General features: G+C 73.2%; 14 protein-coding genes. 5 read left to right on the top strand and 9 right to left on the bottom strand.

What is annotated here, in order from left to right; all coding sequences use genetic code 11:
* Positions 1-91: 91 nt before the first annotated feature.
* Both OG514_RS24070 and OG514_RS24065 read right to left on the bottom strand, forming a co-directional pair.
* Positions 92-760: a hypothetical protein gene (locus OG514_RS24070; protein WP_266898127.1), complete on the bottom strand. Its 669-nt coding sequence runs from the start codon at positions 758-760 to the stop codon at positions 92-94.
* 27 nt (positions 761-787) lie between these two features.
* Positions 788-1597 (bottom strand): GntR family transcriptional regulator, encoded by an 810-nt coding sequence (locus OG514_RS24065; protein ID WP_266898125.1) that lies wholly within the window; start codon positions 1595-1597, stop codon positions 788-790.
* A gap of 194 nt (positions 1598-1791) precedes the next feature.
* On the opposite strand from OG514_RS24065, the gene OG514_RS24060 reads away from it, so the two are divergent.
* The gene (locus tag OG514_RS24060; protein ID WP_266898123.1) at positions 1792-2658 is read left to right on the top strand and encodes a (2Fe-2S)-binding protein; all 867 of its coding nucleotides are present in this window, start codon (positions 1792-1794) and stop codon (positions 2656-2658) included.
* Positions 2659-2862: 204 nt separating this feature from the next.
* Positions 2863-3987: a DUF2637 domain-containing protein gene (locus OG514_RS24055; protein WP_266898121.1), complete on the top strand. Its 1125-nt coding sequence runs from the start codon at positions 2863-2865 to the stop codon at positions 3985-3987.
* Positions 3988-4018: 31 nt separating this feature from the next.
* Here the strand turns inward: OG514_RS24055 and OG514_RS24050 are convergent, their stop codons facing one another.
* The 4 genes from OG514_RS24050 to OG514_RS24035 form a co-directional block, all read right to left on the bottom strand.
* Entirely contained in the window at positions 4019-4423 is a 405-nt protein-coding gene (locus OG514_RS24050) for an ATP-binding protein (RefSeq protein WP_266898119.1), read from the bottom strand.
* Positions 4424-4493: 70 nt separating this feature from the next.
* Positions 4494-6236: a pyruvate dehydrogenase gene (locus OG514_RS24045; protein ID WP_266898117.1), complete on the bottom strand. Its 1743-nt coding sequence runs from the start codon at positions 6234-6236 to the stop codon at positions 4494-4496.
* A gap of 41 nt (positions 6237-6277) precedes the next feature.
* Positions 6278-7972, bottom strand: coding sequence for a protein phosphatase 2C domain-containing protein (locus OG514_RS24040; protein WP_266898115.1), 1695 nt, complete (start codon positions 7970-7972; stop codon positions 6278-6280).
* Positions 7973-8095: 123 nt separating this feature from the next.
* Entirely contained in the window at positions 8096-11857 is a 3762-nt protein-coding gene (locus OG514_RS24035) for a S8 family serine peptidase (RefSeq protein ID WP_266898113.1), read from the bottom strand.
* Between the two features lie 233 nt (positions 11858-12090).
* Between OG514_RS24035 and OG514_RS24030 the strand changes: the two genes are divergently transcribed.
* The 3 genes from OG514_RS24030 (at position 12091) to OG514_RS24020 (ending at position 14159) form a co-directional block, all read left to right on the top strand.
* On the top strand, positions 12091-13074 hold the full coding sequence (locus OG514_RS24030; protein ID WP_266898111.1) for a helix-turn-helix domain-containing protein: 984 nt from the start codon (positions 12091-12093) through the stop codon (positions 13072-13074).
* Between the two features lie 80 nt (positions 13075-13154).
* Entirely contained in the window at positions 13155-13637 is a 483-nt protein-coding gene (locus tag OG514_RS24025) for a DUF456 domain-containing protein (RefSeq protein ID WP_266898109.1), read from the top strand.
* Positions 13638-13760: 123 nt separating this feature from the next.
* On the top strand, positions 13761-14159 hold the full coding sequence (locus OG514_RS24020) for a PPOX class F420-dependent oxidoreductase (RefSeq protein WP_266898107.1): 399 nt from the start codon (positions 13761-13763) through the stop codon (positions 14157-14159).
* Here the strand turns inward: OG514_RS24020 and OG514_RS24015 are convergent.
* From OG514_RS24015 to OG514_RS24005, 3 genes are all read right to left on the bottom strand, one after another.
* Entirely contained in the window at positions 14092-15486 is a 1395-nt protein-coding gene (locus OG514_RS24015; RefSeq protein WP_266898105.1) for a DNA-3-methyladenine glycosylase 2 family protein, read from the bottom strand. The two genes, OG514_RS24020 and OG514_RS24015, sit on opposite strands and share 68 nt — an antisense overlap.
* A gap of 97 nt (positions 15487-15583) precedes the next feature.
* Positions 15584-16705, bottom strand: coding sequence for a ribosome small subunit-dependent GTPase A (rsgA, locus tag OG514_RS24010; protein ID WP_266898103.1), 1122 nt, complete (start codon positions 16703-16705; stop codon positions 15584-15586).
* 221 nt (positions 16706-16926) lie between these two features.
* Positions 16927-17937 (bottom strand): hypothetical protein, encoded by a 1011-nt coding sequence (locus OG514_RS24005; RefSeq protein ID WP_266898101.1) that lies wholly within the window; start codon positions 17935-17937, stop codon positions 16927-16929.
* Positions 17938-17999: the final 62 nt, after the last annotated feature.

Below are 17999 nucleotides of genomic sequence, written 5' to 3'. Positions count from 1 at the left end.
TCGCCCTTGACCTTAGTGGGCGCGGGCCCCGGGGGCCGCCCCGTCGACGGAGGCGGTCTCCAGGGAACTTCCGCGGGTTCCTCGGGGCGGGTCAGAGGTCGGGGTTGCCGCCCCCCGCGACGACCTGGAGCCGGCCGAGCTGGATCTGGGCGGCGCTTTCGGCCTGCTCCGGTCCGAACAGGTAGGTGCTCACGTAGGACACCACCGTGCCGACCCGCATGTAGACGCCGACGTAGCCGTCCCGCTCGAAGGCGTACGTCTCGTCGGCCCCGGTCTTGGCCTTCACCGGCTTGAAGGGCTCGGACGTAGCCGACTGCCTCTTCTTCTCCACCGCCTTCAGCACGGCGGTCGCCTGCTCCTCCGTGCCGAAGGTGTAGAGCGTGAACGTGGCCCCCTGGTCCGAGGAGGAGCCGGCCAGGACCAGGTCCTTGATGCTGGCGGCCTTCACTCCGGCGCAGTCCACGTCCTCCAACTTGTCGGCGCAGAACTTCAGGGCCTCGGCCTCCGGGACCAGCTCGGGGTCGCCCCCGGTGTACGTGCCGCTGCTGAAGTCGGAGGATATGGGCAGGGCGTTGATCAGCCCGGTCGCGTCCAGCGAGGCCGGCTGGATCTTCTCCTTGCCGTCCGCGGCCCCCGTGACGGGGTCGGTTCCGTCACCGTCCCCGCATCCCGTGAGTGCGACCACCATGGCCGCCGCGACGGCGATCCCCCGTACGCCCGTCTTCATCCTGACTCCCCGTATGGCTTGATCGATTGACATGATCATCAACCCTAGCGCGGGCGGAGGTCAGGCGTTCGAGCCGGTGAAGTGCTCGCGGACGAGGGATTCGACGACCGGGAGGTCATGGGCGATCAGGGCGTCGAGCAGGGCGGTGTGTTCGGCCGCGTCGGCGACGAGCACACCGTGGCGGACGACGGGCGCGCTGATCAGGGGCCACTGGGAGCGGCGGTGGAGGTCGTCGGCGACGGCGAGCAGTTGCTCGTTCCCCGCGAGGGAGAGGACGGCCCGGTGGAAGGCCCGGTCAGCCTCGGCGTAGTGGGCGCGGTCGCCCCGGGCGGCGGCGGTCGAGGTCGCCTCGGCGAGCGGGCGGAGCTCGGCCCAGCGGGCGGCCGGGACCGTACGGGCGAGCCGGAGCATGACGGGGACTTCGATGAGCGCGCGGACCTCGGCGAGTTCGGCGAGTTCGCGCGGGGTGCGCTCGGTGACGCGGAAGCCGCGGTTCGGCACGACCTCGACGGCCCCTTCGACGGCGAGGCGCTGCATGGCCTCGCGGACGGGGGTGGCGGAGACGCCGAACCGCTCGCCGAGCGCGGGCGCGGAGTACACCTCGCCGGGGACGAGCTCGCCGCCGACGAGGGCGGTACGGAGGGCGTCGAGGATCTGGCCGCGCACGGAGTGCCGTACGACACGGGCTGCGGGAACGGAAGCGGGGGCGAGGCCGGGGGCGTCCGGTTCGCAGTGGGTGTGCTCGCCCCGGACGTGCCCACCGGACGGATCCGGGTCCGCACCGCGGGCCTGTTCCGGGACGCGGGCGGCGTCGCCGAAGGGCGGGGACGGCCTCTCCGTCGCCCGCTCGCGCGCTGCGCCCTGCTCCACCCGGGTCCTCCTGCGGCCTCGAACCGGTCCCGGCTCGCGTCGCGCGGGTCCTCTGTGCACCATAGGCGAACGGACCGACATCAGGAGTGTGAGGGCTGCCTCGCTGGTGGGGGGCCTCGGGCCGGTGGTGAGAGGTGACCCCGAATCGGGTAAGGTAAGGCTAACCTGCCAACGCTCGCGATTCGGTGGTCCGCATGACCGTCCCCGCTCTGTTGTCCGCCTCGCCGACCTCGCCCGTCGCGGCTGCCTACGCCCGGCTCGCCGAGGTCTTCCCCCACCTCCGGATAGAGGAACACGTCCGGGGCGAGCGGCTGCCGCGCGGCGCGGGCTGGGTCGGCGCGGAGGAGCTCGCGGCCGGCGGCCCCGACCTCGACGCTTTCCTCGCCTGGGACAACGCGCAGGTGCTGCGCGACTACGGCACCCAGGCCCGCCCCGACGTCGTCGCCAGCTTCGGTCTGCACCGGTACGCCTGGCCGGCCTGTCTCCTCGTCACCGTCCCCTGGTTCCTGGACTGCAGGGTGCCCCGGCTGCCCGCACGGAACGTCTCCTTCCAGCGTGCGCTCGGGCGGATGGCGGTGCGGGTGGAGGAGTTCGCGTGCCTGCCGGGCGACCCCGCGGCGGCGCTGCCCGGCGCCCGGGTGGTCGCCGACGAGGACGCGCTGCGGGCCGAGGTGCGCGCCTCGCTCGCCGAGCACTTCGAGGCGATCCTCGACGGCTTCGGCTCCCGGATGCGGCGCGGTCGTCGCGCCCTGTGGGGGATGGCCACGGACGAGATCGTCGAGGGCCTCTGGTACGTCGGCGCCCTGCTCGGCGAGGAGCGCCGGGCGATGGCCGAGCTCGACCTCCTGATGCCGGGCACCGCCAAGCCGTACAAGCCGTACGCGGGCGCGGCGGGCTTCCGTGAACTGGCGGGCACCGAGGGGCCGGACGGCGCCCCGCGCGCCACGCGCGACCGGGCGACCTGCTGCTTCTTCTACACACTGCGCCCCGAGGACACCTGCATCACCTGCCCGCGTACGTGCGACGCCGAGCGGGTCCGTCGGCTCACGGCGACCGCCTGAGGCTCCCGAGTGATTACGCCACCCGGAAGGGTGGCGTGAATCGAACTCAATTCCCGTTCCCTGCATGGGCGTTCGACCAGATCGCACCTATTCGAATGCCGTGGCGCCCCGATGGCGTGCTCTTGCCCGGAAACCCCTTGAGCGCCCCACGGGGTCGGCCAGTATGGGCCGCCAAACGCCCTACTGCGATGCAAGGGACACCGCATGAGACTGACCGACATATCGCTGGACTGGCTGCTTCCGGGTGGCGTGATGGTGGCCGGAGTCCTGACGGCGGTGGCGGTGCTCGCGCGCGGGAAGCGCGCCGGTGACCAGGCCGCGGCCGAGGACTCCTGGGAACGCAGCGAGGAGCGCCGCCGACGCAAGGAAGCCGTGTACGGCACCGCTTCCTACGTCCTCCTCTTCTGCTGTGCCGCGGTCGCCGCGGCACTGTCCTTCCACGGACTCGTCGGCTTCGGCCGGCAGAACCTCAACCTCACCGGGGGCTGGGAGTACCTCGTCCCCTTCGGCCTCGACGGCGCCGCCATGTTCTGCTCGGTGCTCGCGGTCCGCGAGGCGAGCCACGGCGACGCGGCGCTGGGCTCGCGTCTGCTCGTCTGGCTGTTCGCGGGCGCGGCGGCCTGGTTCAACTGGGTGCACGCACCGCGCGGCCTCGGCCACGACGGGGCCCCGCAGTTCTTCGCGGGCATGTCCCTCTCGGCTGCGGTCCTCTTCGACCGGGCCCTCAAGCAGACCCGCAGGGCCGCGCTGCGCGAGCAGGGCCTGGTGCCCCGCCCGCTGCCGCAGATCCGGATCGTGCGGTGGATGCGGGCGCCCCGGGAGACGTTCGCCGCCTGGTCGCTGATGCTGCTGGAGGGCGTGCGGACCCTGGACGAGGCCGTCGACGAAGTGCGCGAGGACCGGCGGGAGAAGGAGCAGAACCGCATCCGCCGGCGCGACCAGGTCAAGCTCGACCGGGCACGGCTGAAGGCGATCAACCGCCAGCACCGGGCCTTCGGGCTCGGCAGGGGCGGCGGCCGGCAGGTGGAGATGGCGGCGCTGAACGCCGCGGCAGGTTCCGGTACGGGCCCGGGTTCGGGGTCCGGCACCGGGTCGGGTTCGGGTTCCGCCACGGCGTCAGTCCAGGCCGCCGTCGCGGAACCCGCCATAGCGGACCCGGGACAACTGCCGCTTCGACCCCGGCCCTCCCTCCAGGCCGTCAGAGGCCGTGACATCCATACGGGCGACTCCCGGACGGTGGACCTCACCGCGGAGGACGACACCCAGACGCTGCCCCGGCTCGACTCCCTTGAGCGCAAGCTCAAGGATCTGGAGCAGCAGTTCGGCTGAGCACCACTCCGCAAACCGGCGGGGCCGCCTCTCAGGCGGCCCCGCCGTTCAGTTCGAACCACACCACCTTGCCGACCCCGTGGTCCTCGACCCCCCAGGAGTCGGCCAGGGCCTCGACGAGGACGAGTCCTCTGCCGTGCGTACCGTCGTCGGCGCGCGGTGCGTGCGGTGGCGCGAGTCCGGGGACGAAGTCACGGACCTCGACCCTCAGCTGCTCGGGCACGACCGTCGCGGTCACGACGGCGCCGTGCTCGGTGTGGATCAGGGCGTTGGTCACCAGTTCGCTGGTGAGCAGCTCCGCCACGTCGGAGACGCCCGGTCCGCCCCACTTCCGCAGCAGTTCACGCAGGGCATGTCGCACCTCCGGCACCGCGGTGAGATCTGCGCATCCCACCTTTCTGAGCAGTTGAGTCGGCTGTCGTGCCTCCCCGGCCATAACCCCCACCCACAGATCGCGTCGAACAGGCTCACGGGGATGCATGCCCCGCCAAAACGCCAGCATTCCCTCAGAGTCGGGGCACGTTGCGCAGGTTGGAGCGCGCCATCTGCACCATCCGGCCCACTCCCCCGTCCAGGACGATCTTGCTGGCGGAGAGGGCGAAGCCGGTGACCATGTCGGCTCTGATCTTCGGCGGGATGGAGAGCGCGTTGGGGTCGGTGACGACGTCCACCAGGGCCGGGCCCTTGTGTCTGAAGGCGTCCTTGAGGGCGCTCGTCAGCTGCTTGGGCTTCTCGACCCGTACGCCGTAGGCGCCGGCGGCGCGGGCGATGGCCGCGAAGTCCGGGTTCTTGTTCGTCGTTCCGTACGAGGGGAGTCCCGAGACCAGCATCTCCAGCTCGACCATGCCGAGCGAGGAGTTGTTGAAGACGATCACCTTCACGGGCAGGTCGTACTGCACGAGGGTGAGGAAGTCGCCCATCAGCATGGAGAATCCGCCGTCGCCGGAGAGCGAGACGACCTGCCGGTTCCGGTCGGTGAACTGCGCGCCGATGGCCTGCGGCAGCGCGTTCGCCATGGAGCCGTGGCTGAACGAACCGATGATCCTGCGCCGCCCGTTGGGGCTGAGGTAGCGGGCCGCCCAGACGTTGCACATGCCGGTGTCCACCGTGAACACGGCGTCACCGTCGGCCAGTTCGTCGATGACGGAGGCGACGTACTCCGGGTGGATCGGAACGTGCTTCTCGACCTTGCGGGTGTAGGCCTTGACGACGCCTTCGAGGGCGTCGGCGTGCTTCTTCAGCATCTTGTCGAGGAAGCGGCGGTCGTTCTTGGCGCGGACGCGCGGGGCCACACAGCGCAGGGTCTCGCGGACGTCTCCCCAGACGGCCAGGTCGAGCCGGGACCGGCGGCCGAGGTGCTCGGGCCGGACGTCCACCTGCACGATCTTGACGTCGTCGGGCAGGAAGGCGTTGTACGGGAAGTCGGTGCCGAGCAGGATCAGCAGATCGCACTCATGGGTGGCCTCGTAGGCGGCGCCGTAGCCGAGTAGTCCGCTCATGCCGACGTCGTACGGATTGTCGTACTGGATCCACTCCTTGCCTCGCAGGGCGTGGCCCACCGGTGACTTGATCCGCTCGGCGAACTGCATCACCTCGGCGTGCGCCCCGGCCGTACCGCTGCCGCAGAAGAGCGTCACCCGGTCGGCCGCGTCGATCATCCGCACCAGCGCGTCGATCTCGGCGTCCCCCGGGCGGACGGTCGGCCGGGTGGTGACGAGCGCCGTCTCCACCGCCTTCTCCGGGGCCGGCTGGGAGGCGATGTCGCCGGGCAGCGAGACGACGCTGACGCCGCCACGACCGACGGCGTGCTGGATCGCCGTGTGGAGCAGCCGGGGCATCTGCTTCGGGTTGGAGATGAGTTCGCTGTAGTGGCTGCACTCGCGGAACAGCTGGTCGGGGTGGGTCTCCTGGAAGTAGCCCAGGCCGATCTCGCTGGACGGGATGTGCGAGGCGAGGGCCAGGACCGGGGCCATCGAGCGGTGGGCGTCGTACAGGCCGTTGATGAGGTGCAGGTTCCCCGGGCCGCAGGAGCCGGCGCAGGCGGCGAGCCGGCCGGTGATCTGGGCCTCGGCCCCGGCGGCGAAGGCCGCGACCTCCTCGTGCCGCACCTGGATCCAGTCGAGCGAGGGGGTCCGGCGGATCGCGTCGACGACCGGGTTCAGGCTGTCACCGACGACGCCGTACAGGCGCCGGACTCCCGCGCGCACGAGGATGTCGACGAACTGTTCCGCCACATTCTGTTTGGCCATGGCTCCATCAACACATGGCCCGGCGGGTTGCGCCCGGTGGACTACGCCTCCCAGACGCCCACCCCCGTACGGTCGTCGGCGTAACCGGTCACCCTCAGCTGGGTGTCGGCGAGGAACGCGGCGAGGCCGGGCGCCTCGGCGTCGCCCCAGCGGGCGGCGAGCTCGCGGGCGAGGGCGGGTTCGCCGCGCATCGGTTCGGCGAGGCCGGGCGAGGCGAGGAGCAGGGTGTCGCCGGGGCGGGCGACGGACGCGCGGAAGCGGAACGGCTCGGCGGGCGGCGCCACGGGCTCCTCGACGAGCGGCCCCGGAGCGGTCGTGATGCCGAGGTCCATGGTGAGCCGGTCGCCCTCCTCGGTCGCTTCGGCGGCGGCGGTGGTGGACGGGGACCCGAAGCCGAGGACGGGGGCGCCGGTGACGGCGGCCGGTTCGGGCAGGAGCGGTTCGATGTCCTGCCAGGAGCCGTCACGGAGCCGGAAGAGCCCGCCGCCGCCGATGCCGAAGAAGACCCGGGTGCGGCAGTCGGGGTCGGCGGGGACGAGCAGACAGCGGAGGGTCGCGGTGTACTCGTCGGGGGCGAGGCCGCGCTCGGCGGCGCGGGTACGGAGCTTTCCGTACGTACGGTCGGTCAGCCGGTGCAGTCCCGACTTGAGGTCGCCGCGGCGGCCGGTCCTGATGTCCTCGGAGAGCCGGGCATGGCTGCGGCAGACGGCCTCGGCGATCCACTGGCAGGCGTCGGCGGCGGCGAGATGGGCGTCCTCGGCGGCGCGGGACCCGGCGGCGACGGCGACGAGGACGAGCGCGGTCTCGTCGTGGCCGAAGCGGGCGGTGAGCAGGGCGTCGCGGCGGGGCTCGCCCCGGTAGCGCGCGGAGTCGCCGCGTACGGAGGCGGCCCGCAGGGTGCAGGTGCCGTAACGGGCCCCGTCGAGCACGGTGTCGGACACCAGCTCGCCGAGCTCCCCGGGCCGGGCGACGGGCAGTGCGGTCGGCTCGGGCTCGTAGGTGGGGGGCCTGCTGCCGACGTATCCGGTACGGGGCCGGGGCACGGAGACCTCGACGGTGAGGCCGGCATCGGAGCCGGAGCCGGTGCGGTCCTGGTCCTCGAACCCCGGCTCGGGCCCGGGCTCGGACTCCGGGTCCTGCCGGGGCGGGACCGGGGGCACCTGCACCTGGACGGTGGGCGCCTCGACGGGCGGCGCGGGCGGCGGAGGGGGAGGCGGCGGAGGCGCGGCAAAGGTCTGCGGCCCTTCCTGCCGTACCTCCCACGGCGCGGGTGGCGCGGCGGGGGCCGGTGGCGGGGCGTGCGGTGCGGAGGAGGGGCCCTGCGCGGCGGGCGGGTGCGGCGGCGCGGAAGGCGCGCTCGGGGCCCTGACCGGGTGCGGCGGTCCGCCGGTGCCGGGTGGCGCGGGCGGCGGGGCCGGGACGGGGCCGGCCGTCGCGCCCCACGGGTTCGGCGTCCTGCGGGGCGCGGCGGGCGTGGGGTCCGGGCTCTGCGCGGCCGGACTCTGCGCGGCCGGGCCCTGTGCCGCCGGGCCCTGTGCCGCCGGGCGCGGGTCCGGCACGGGTGCCGGGCCGGACGAGGCGCTCGGCGCCGACTCCCGTGTCGGCGGACCCGTCGTGGCCCTCGTCGCCGTCGTGAAGTGGTCGTCGAGTGTGTCACCCGACGCCGTCGGGGCCGTGTCCGGCGCCGACTCGTCGTAGAGCTTGTCCCACCAGTTGTCGTCCCCCTGCTGAGTCATGCCCTTATTGTCCACCGCGCGGGGCGCCCGAAAACGGGACATCAGGAAAACCGTTGCTGCAAATGGGTGGTCCGCCGGACGGCCCCACCCCCCACGGGAAGGACGCCCGGCGGACCGGCGTGATCAGCGCACGTCGTAGGCGCGGACCACGGTCTGGGTGACGGAGTTGCCGTTGGCGTCCGTCAGTTCGGTCTTCAGGGTGACCGGCTTGCCGGTCGCGCCCGTGTGGTTCACGGTCGCGGTCCAGTTGCCGCCCTGCTGAGAGACCCGCGCTTCGGTCCAGGTCGTACCCCCGTCGTAGGAGTACGAGAGCTTGGCCGAGGTGAGCGCTGCGGGGGTGTAGCCCGCGTGACCCGTCGCGGTGAGGCCGATGTGCTGGCCGTCGGTCGCGGCGAGGGTCTTGAGTCCGTCCTCCGGAAGGTCGTACCGGGGGAAGAGAATCGGGATGCCCTGAGAATAGACGCTCTCGTCAAGCTTGGAGGTGAATTTCCACACCGAGTTGACGGAAGTGGAGCGGGCCCACACCTTGCTGCCGATCTTCATGACGTTCTGTTCGAGGGTGTACGTCCCCGCGTCGGCGGGTACCTCGAAGGCTCCGAACGGCCAGCCGGACTCGCCGAGGACCTCGCCGTCCCGGCTGAGGCGGACGTTGCCGATGTCCCCGAAGGAACCGGCCTCGCCGTGGTGGGTGTTGTCGCCCCAGATGGCGGCGGAGAAGCCGATGTAGTCGCCCTGACGCTCGGCGACGAGGACCGGCTTGCCGGTGGTGTCGCGCGGGGCGGTGGGGGCTACGACGCCGTCGTACCAGCTCTCGGTGCGTCGCTCGCCGGCCTTGTAGCTGCGCTGGGCGCCCCTCATGTACTCGCCGAAGGGGAAGCTGGAGGACAGCATCCGGTCCCAGCTGGTGTCCCCGGCGGTGTAGTACTCGGTGCGGGTGCCCGGCGCGGGGATCGGCGCGAGGTCACTGAAGGAGATCAGCGTGCCGTTGGGCCGGAAGGCGGCACTGAAGTCGACGAAGTCGTTGGCGAGACCCATGGCGCGGTAGGTGGACTCGGTGCGGCCGAGCTGCCCGTCGCGGACGCGGTAGTTCTTGTCGCCGCGGATCGCGCCCTTCTCGGGGAAGGCGAGGTTGTAGAGGTAGGGGCTCTTCGCCGTGGCCTTCCAGGAGAGGCCGACCTCACCGGCGGCGAGCTTGGTGAGCAGTGCCGCCCCCTCTGCGGAGTCGACCGCGAGGACCGGGAATCCGGTGCCGGCGAATCCGCCTGCCGGGTACCAGCGGCCGGGGCCGGTGCGGTACGCGAGGACGGCCACCGCTCCGGCTGCCTTGGCGTTGCGGGCGACGGTCGTCGCCGCGTTGGAGGTGTCGGGGAAGCGGACCAGGGCGATCCGGCCCTCGACACCAGCGGCCTTCAGCTCGTCCGGGGTGCCGGTTCCGGCATCCACGAGGCGGGCGGAGCCGGTGCCGTCGAGGGTGTCGGAGCCGGTGGAGGCGGTGACCGGGTGCAGGGTCAGGCCGTCGGTGGTCCGGAGGGAGGAGATCTGCGGGGCGGCGGCGCGCCAGTAGCTGCCGAACTCGAAGTCGCCCTCGTCGGCGGAGCCTTCGACCGAGGCGTAGTAGCCGCGGATGGTGCGCGGTCCGGCGGCGGTGCCGGCGTGCATCCAGATGTCGTCCCAGGAGCGGGCGAACGCGAGGGTGGTGCCGCGGAGTTCGGAGGCCTGGTCGGTCTGCACCGACAGCTTGTGGGCCTTGCGGGCGTCGAGGACGACCGTGGTGTCCTTCTTCAGCTCCAGCTGCGGGCGGCCGAGGTAGCTGAGCGAGTCGTTCAGCGTGGCGCCCTCACCCGCGTCGGGGGTGGTGACGAAGGAGGAGAGGAAGTAGCTGCCGGGGCGCAGGCGGTAGACCTGGTCGGCGGCGCCCTCGTTGAAGCGGCGCTGGCCGCTGGCGTCGTCGGTGCCGATGACGTCGAGGGAGGAGGCGCCGGAGGCGGGCTTGCCCTGACGGTCGATCAGCTTGACGCGGAGGGTGACCGTCTCGGGCTCGACGTAGAGCGAGAACGGCGTGGAGACGTGGATCCCACCCTTGCCGGTGGCGATCACGCGGCCGGTGACGTCGCCGTACTGGGCGCGGTCGAGGCGGGCCGTGGGATCGAGCTCCAGCGGGACCTGGACGGTGGCTCCGGCCGGCACGGTGACGGTGCGCTTGCCGAGGCGGGCGACCGAACTCCGCACGGTAGAACCGTCGTTGCCGGTGACCTTCTCGACGGCGAGGGTCAGGGTGACCGGGGCGCCGGAGGTGTTCGTGTACGGGACGGAGACCGTGGTGCGGTCGCTCTTGTCCTGCGGCCAGTTGAAGGTGCCGCCCTGGACGGCGGGGGCGCCGAGGACCGTCTGGTCGATCGCGGCCTTGACGTCGAGGCGGCCGCCGCCGACCTCGCGGACGTCGCCGGGGACGGAGCTCTCGGCGGAGGCGACGAGCGCGGCCTTGACCTGCTGGGCGGTCCAGTCGGGGTGGCGCTGCTTGACGATGGCGGCGGCGCCCGCGACGTGCGGGGTGGCCATCGACGTACCGGACATGGACTGGTAGGCGTAGACGCCCCGGCCGCCGGCCGCGGCGGCGGAGATGCCGACGCCGGGCGCCGCTATCTCGGGCTTGAGGGTGTGGTTGACGATCGTCGGGCCGCGGCTGGAGAAGTACGCGGTGGAGTCGTCGCGGTCGGTGGCGCCGACGGTGAGGACGCCGGGCGCGCAGCCGGGCGAGGAGACCGTGTTGAGGGTCGGGCCCGAGTTGCCGGCGGCGATGACGAACAACGTGCCCTTGTTCTGGGCGAGTTCCTCGGCCGCGACGCTCATCGGGTCGGTGCAGTCGGTGGGTACGGGGCTGCCGAGGCTCATCGAGACGACGTCGGCGCCCTGCGCGACGGCCCACTCCATGCCCGCGATGATCCAGGAGGCGGCGCCGGATCCGGAGTCGTTGAGGACCTTGCCGTTGAGGAGGGCCGCGCCGGGCGCGACGCCCTTCTTCTTGCCGCCGCTCGCGGCGCCGGAGCCGCCGACGGTGGAGATGGTGTGGGTGCCGTGGCCCTGGCGGTCGTCGGTGGTCTCGGAGTCGGTGAAGTTCTCCGAGGCGGCGACCCGGCCCTTGAGGTCGGGGTGCTCGACGTCGGCGCCGGTGTCGAGGACGGCGACCTTGGTGCCGGTGCCGTCGTAGCCGGCGGCCCATGCCTCGGGGGCGTGGACCTGCTTCGTCGAGCGCTCCAGGGTGGCCTGGACCTTGCGGTCGAGCCAGAGCTTCTTGATCCCGGAGGCGGAGCGGGCGGCGGGGGCGTTCAGCTCGGCCCAGAACGTGGCGGCCTGCTTCTTCTCCGCCTTGAGCGCGACGCCGTCGACGGTCTTGAGGACCTGGCCGCGCTTGGCGCCGCGCGGGGCGGCGGGCACGGAGCGGGCGAGGTCGGAGCCGTAGACCGCGATGAGGGGCAGCGTGGTGGTGGCGGCGTCGTCGTAGCCCTGCCGGACCAGCCCGGTGACGTTGAAGAGTTCCTCGTCGACGCGGCCCGCGGCGAGCGCGTCGGTGGCGTCCTCGGGGTAGACGTACAGGTCCTGGCCGGAGCGGCGGGTCTGGACCAGGGGGAGGGTCCCGTCCTCGCGCGGCAGCGCCGCGGCGGCCGGGTTGCCGGCGGCGTCGCGGGTGACCACGACGCGGTCTCCGGTGACCAGGGTCACCGTGACGGGCCGGTCCCCGGCGCGGGCCGAGGCCTCGCTGCCTACCAGCGGTCGCTTGCCGGCCGTGTCGTCCTGCGGCTCATTCGCCATGGACGGCGCGACCGCGGTGACGGCCAGGACGACGGCGGTCGCCGCCCCCAGGGCCGTACGCGAAATCGGGCGCATCGCTCTCCCCATCTGATTCCGGAAATAAGGCATAAGACACCCGTCTCCGGAGGCTGTTGGTGCTGCGGTGGCGCCACATTGGCAGAGGTGAGGGCCGTACAGGGATGATGGGCGAGGCGGGAATGCGCCGTGGCCGTTTCCCGCCAGGTCACCAACGGAACGAATGCCTCCGGTGAATGCCCCGGGAAGATCCGGGTCGCGCCGCCGGAGGTAGGGCGAGGGGTGGGGCATCCATGCTGGGAGCGATAGGACTCGACGAGCGCCAGGAGTCCGCGTACCGGGCGCTGGTCGCGCTGGGCGCGGCCGAGGTGACCGATCTCGCGCACCGGCTCGCACTGCCCGAGCGGGACACCGAGCGGGCGCTGCGCCGCCTCGAATCGCAGGGCCTCGCCGCGCAGTCCTCGGCGAGGACCGGGCGGTGGGTGGCGGCGCCGCCGGGGGTGGCCCTGGGCGCGCTGCTCACCCAGCAGCGGCACGAGCTGGAGCAGGCGGAGCTGGCGGCGGCGCTGCTCGCCGAGGAGTACCGGGCGGAGGCCGAGGAAGCGGCCGTGCACGACCTGGTGGAGGTGGTGACCGGCGCGAGCGCCGTCACGCACCGCTTCCTCCAGCTGCAGCTGGGTGCGCAGGAGGAGGTCTGCGCCCTGGTGACGGGCAAGCCGATCGCGGTCTCCGGCATGGAGAACGAGGCGGAGGAGCAGGCGGCCGGCCGGGGGGTGCGCTACCGGGTGGTGATCGAGCGCGAGGTGCTCACGCTCCCGTCCGGTCTCCTCGAACTCTCGGCCGCCCTCGGCCGCGAGGAGCGGATCCGGGTCGCGGACCGGGTCCCGACGAAGCTGGTGGTCGCCGACGGGAACCTGGCGATGGTGCCGCTGACCGGGCGGGGCGCGGAACCGGCGGCGATCGTGGTCCACGCGAGCGGGCTGCTGGAATCGCTGATGGGCCTGTTCGAGTCGGTGTGGCGGGAGGCGCTGCCGCTGAGACTCGGGGCAGGGGCGCAGATCACCGAGGACGAGGCACCGGGTCCTGACATCATGGACCTGGAGATCCTTTCGCTGCTGCTCGCCGGGATGACGGACGCGAGCGTGGCCAAGCAGCTGGACCTGGGGTTGCGGACGGTGCAGCGGCGGGTGAAGGGCCTGATGGAGCTGAGCGGGGTGACGACCCGGCTGCAGCTGGGCTGGCACGCGTACGAGAAGGGCTGGGTGGCGCGCGGCTGAGCGGGGCGCCGCCGCGCTCGTCGTACCCGGATGCCCGCCGCGACCTGCGCGGACGCCGGTTGTGGGGGACGCTGGGCAGCGTGGGTGTGTGGCAGCTCCTGATGGTCGCGACGGTGATGCTGCTCGGCCTGTTCGGGGTCCTTGCCCCCGGCGTGCCGGGGACGTGGCTGGTGTGGGCGGCGATGCTCTGGTGGTCGCTGCACGAGCGGACGGACCTCGCCTGGATCCTGCTGGCCTCCACGACCGGTCTGCTGCTGCTCACCCAGGTGGTGGTGTGGCAGCTGCCGCCCCGCCGCTTCCGGGGCGTGGGCATCACCCGGCGGATGGTGACGTACGCCGGGGTCGGCGCGCTCCTGGGTTTCGTCCTGGTCCCGGTGCTCGGCGCGATCCCCGGTTTCATCGGCGGGATCTACCTCTCGGAACGGCTCCGGCTCGGCGGCCACGGCCAGGCACGGGCGGCGACCCGCACGGTGATGCGGGCGGCCGGCACGAGCGTGCTGGTCGAGCTGTTCTCCTGCCTGCTGATCGTGGGGGCGTGGGCGGGGGCGGTGATCTGGGGCTGAGTCCTCCGTCGGGTACGTCGCGTGCAGAGCGGGACTTCCCGGACACGACCTAGGTCGGAAGAGGGAGACGGGATGGGTCCCGCTGTCGATCCGCCGGCGGCGCGGCGGCGCGATGCTGGGGTCATGAGGGACTTCGAGGGCTTCAGCGAGGCGGAACGCGCCTATCTCACCGGCGGCCGGCAGCTCGGCCGGATGGCCACGGTCGACCCGTCCGGTCAGCCGCAGGTCAATCCGGTGGGCTTCTTCCCGCAGGAGGACGGGACCGTCCTGGTGGGCGGTCTCGCGATGGGCCGTACGAAGAAGTGGCGCAACCTGCGGGAGAACCCGAAGGTGGCGCTGGTCGTCGACGACCTCGCGAGCGTCCGGCCCTGGCGGGTGCGGGGCGTCGAGATCCGGGGCGAGGCGGAGCTCCTCGTCGGCCCGCACGCGCTGGGCCCGCACTTCAGCGAGGAGGTCATCCGGATCCATCCGCGCCGGATCCACAGCTGGGGTCTCGAGGAGTCTCCGGGAGCGCCGTCCTGAGGTAGCGGGCGGCGTACGAGCGCCAGGGGCGCCACTGCTCCCCGCCCGGGACACCCGCCGGGGGTACGTCCGGGTCGCCGAGTGCCCGCATCCGGATCAGGGCGGCGGCCCCGGCGGTCACTCCGGGGACGGTGAGCAGCGCGCGCTCGGCCTCGTCGCGGTCGGCGCCGGGGTCGAGCCGGACCTCGCCGTCGGCGAGCGCGCGGGCCAGCGGGCCCGCGACGGGGTGGCCGGTCAGGGCCCGGGGCTCGGGGAAGACGTGGGTGAGGGTGCCGCAGGGGGTGGCCAGCGGGGTGCCGTGGGCCTCGACGACCCGGGCGGTCTCCGCCGTGCCGAGGAGCGTGCGCAGCGCGAACTCCTCCGGATCGGCCGTGCCGGGGGACCGTACGCCGGGCCGGGCGGCCACCTCGGCGGCGAGCCCGGGTGCGGCACCGAGGCGCTCGGCGACCGCGTAGGGGTCGGCGTCCAGGTCGAAGAGGCGCCGCAGCCGGTGCACGGCGGTGGTCAGGTCACGCAGCTCGGTGAGATGGATCCGTGCCTCCAGCCAGCGCCCGGCGGAGCGCTCGTCGACGGAGACGACCCCGGTGCCGTACGGGAGCCTGAGCGTGCGCCGGTAGGTGCGGGCCCCGGAGGCGCCGACGACCTCCTCGACGCGGGGCACGGCCTCGGCCGCGAGCAGGTCGAAGACCTCGCCGGCGGCGTACGGGCCCCGGTGGGCGAGCCGCAGCGGGACCCCGGCGGCGAGGGCGGTCCGGGCGCCCGCGCCGCTGCCCGCCTCGGCGCGCAGGGCCGTGGGGGTGCGGGCGTAGACGGCGCGGATCGTCTCGTTGAACTGGCGGACGCTGGCGAAGCCGGCCGCGAAGGCGATCTCGGTGACCGGCAGCCCGGTGGTCTGGAGCAGCAGCCGAGCGGTGTGCGCCCGCTGGGCGCGGGCGAGGGCGACGGGCCCGGCGCCGAGCTCGGCGGTGAGCTGGCGCTGTACCTGCCGGGTGCTGTAGCCGAGGCGTCCGGCGAGGCCGGGCACGCCTTCGCGGTCGACGACGCCGTCACCGATCATCCGCATGGCCCGCCCGACGACATCAGCCCGTACGTCCCAGGCGGCGGAGCCGGGCACGGCGTCCGGACGGCAGCGGCGGCAGGCCCGGAAGCCGTGGCCCTGGGCGGCGGCGGCCGTCGGGAAGAACGCGACGTTCTGCCGTTTGGGGGTGACGGCGGGGCAGCTGGGACGGCAGTAGATGCCGGTGGTGCGGACGGCGAAGAAGAACTCTCCGTCGAACCGTGCGTCCCTGCTGCTGACCGCCTCGTAGCGGGTGTCGTCGTCCTTCACGTCTCCCAGTGTGCGACGCCCGACGACACCCGGCTCGCGGTTTTCGGACACGGCGCTGCGAGGGTCGGGGGAGGGTCGCCCCTCCCCCGCGGGCCCGTTACCGGACGTGGCCGCGCTTCAGCTCCATGGCCCGGCGGCCCTCGGCGCCCTTGCGCTTCCAGTCCTTGAGGATCTCGGTGCGCACGCGGGCGTCGGTCTTGGCCACGAGCCGCTGGTTCTCGCGGATCAGCTTGCGGTAGCTCTCCAGGCGGCGCACCGGCAGCGAGCCGTCCTCGATCGCCGCCGTCACCGCGCAGCCCGGCTCCGCCTCGTGGGCGCAGTCGTGGAAGCGGCAGTTCCCGGCCAGCTCCTCGATCTCCGAGAAGACCTGGCCGACGCCTGTCTCGGCGTCCCAGAGCCCGACTCCGCGCAGCCCGGGGGTGTCGATGAGGACGCCCCCGCCCGGCAGGACGAAGAGGTTGCGGGTGGTCGTGGTGTGGCGGCCCTTGCCGTCGATGTCACGGGCGGCCTGGACGTCCATGACGTCCTCGCCGACGAGGGCGTTGGCGAGGGTCGACTTCCCGGCGCCGGAGACGCCGAGCAGCACGGTCGTACCGCCCGCGACCACCGCGGACAGCACGTCGAGTCCCTCGCCCGTGGTCGAGCTGAGGGGCACCACCTGGACGCCGGGGGCGACCGTCTCGACGTCCTCGACGAGGTAGGAGAGCCCGACCGGGTCGGGCACGAGGTCCGCCTTGCTGAGGACCACGGTGGGCTGGGCGCCGGACTCCCAGGCGAGGGCGAGGAAGCGCTCGATCCGGCCGAGGTCGAGCTCGACGGCGAGCGAGACGGTGATGACGGCGTGGTCGACGTTGGCCGCGAGGATCTGTCCCTCGGACCGCTTTGAGGAGGTGGAGCGCGCGAAGGCCGTACGGCGCGGCAGGCACGCCCGTACGTAGCGCGGGTCGCTGACGCCATCGGCGTCGACGGCGGCCCAGTCGCCGGTGCAGATGACCCGGAGCGGGTCGTGCGGGGTCACGAACGCCGTGTCGGCGCGCACGATCCCGTCGGCGGTGGCGATGTCGCACTGCCCGCGGTCGACCCGGATCACTCGGCCGGGGACGAGTCCCTGGGCGGCGTACGGGGCGAAGTCGGCGGCCCAGCCGGCGTCCCAGCCGTGGGCGTCGAGCAGGGAGGAGGAAGAGATGAAAGAAGAACGCTCGGAAAGCGGGAAAGACAAGGGGGACCCTTCACAGGGGTGGCCCCGGCACTGGGTGGAACGGTGAGGTCAGCCGGTGGCCACGGAGGTGGTGTGGATGAACTTCTGCGTGAGGGCAAGGCCCGTCGTGATGACAGCCATCGGTCACACCTCCTGTTGTCTTTCTTCGTTCGCGTGATCTCTTCGCGATCTTGTACGAGGAACACCGTAGCCGGACCGCCCGACGCGCGCCACGGGTTTTTTCAGGCCATCGCGAGCAGGGTCACCAGCGCCGCCGTGAACAGGGCGGTGAGCACCACGGCCGGGGCCCCGGGGGCCGGGGTGCGGAGTCGGGGAGCCGGCGGGAGGTCCTCCGCGCGGGCGGCGGCCCGGGCCCGGGTCAGGACGGCGGCCGGAGGGTGCTGCGGGAGGTCGACCCGCCAGGGACGGCGCGGGTCGTGCCGGACCACGGCCGCACGGTGGGTGCGGGCGTCCTGGAGGTCGAGGGGGTGCTCGACCTCGATCCGGTACGGGGCTCCCCCGTCCGGCTCGACGGTCAGGTCGAACACGAAGGCGGTGCCCCGGCTGGTGAGGGAGTGGAGCCGCGCGGGCGCGTGGGCGGCGCTCCGCTCGGGGACGGGGCCGCTCGCCACGCCCGGCCGGTGCCGCAGCCTGGCGAGGCCGAGCGGGATCAGCAGGCCGACGGTGGCGTTCAGGCCGAGCATCATCACCCAGCGCGGTCCGTCCAGCGCCCCGTGCACGAGCGCGGTGACCGCGACGGTGCCGGGGACGGCCACCAGCAGGGTGGCGGGAGCGGCGAGCAGCCGCAGGAGGACGTGCGCGGGGAGGCGGCCGCCCGCCTCGACGGGAACGGGGGCGGGCTCCGACGAGCCCCGGCGCCGCACGGCCCGTGCCGCTCCGGCCACGACCAGAACGGCACCGAGCCCGGCCAGTCCGTGGGCGGCGAGGACCGCGTGGTCGTCCTCCCGGCCCACGAAGAGCCCGAAGGAGGCGAGGAGCAGGGCGAGACCGGTCCCGGCGGGGCCGCCCAGGAACGGGGCCGCGAGCAGGGCCGCGCCCACCGCCGAGGGCGCCGCGAGGAACAGCGCACCGCCCGCGAGCTGGTTCGTGCCGCACCCCTCCGAGTCGCAGGTCCAGCGGACGCCCGAGCGCTCGGTGGCGTACACGTGGAGCAGGTACCAGGTCTGCCAGAACAGCAGGACGGCCGCCGCGGCCCAGGGCCAGGAGGTCCGTCCGTACGCGCGCGTGCTCATGGGCCGACCGTAGCCCGAGGGTCCGACGGTACGGCGGGCCGGGTGCCGCCCTGTGCCGCGTC

The sequence above is a fragment of the Streptomyces sp. NBC_00572 genome (assembly GCF_026341815.1).
Taxonomy (GTDB): domain Bacteria; phylum Actinomycetota; class Actinomycetes; order Streptomycetales; family Streptomycetaceae; genus Streptomyces.
The sequence above is the reverse complement of the archived record's forward strand: the minus strand, read 5'-3'. Positions and strand labels throughout refer to the sequence as shown.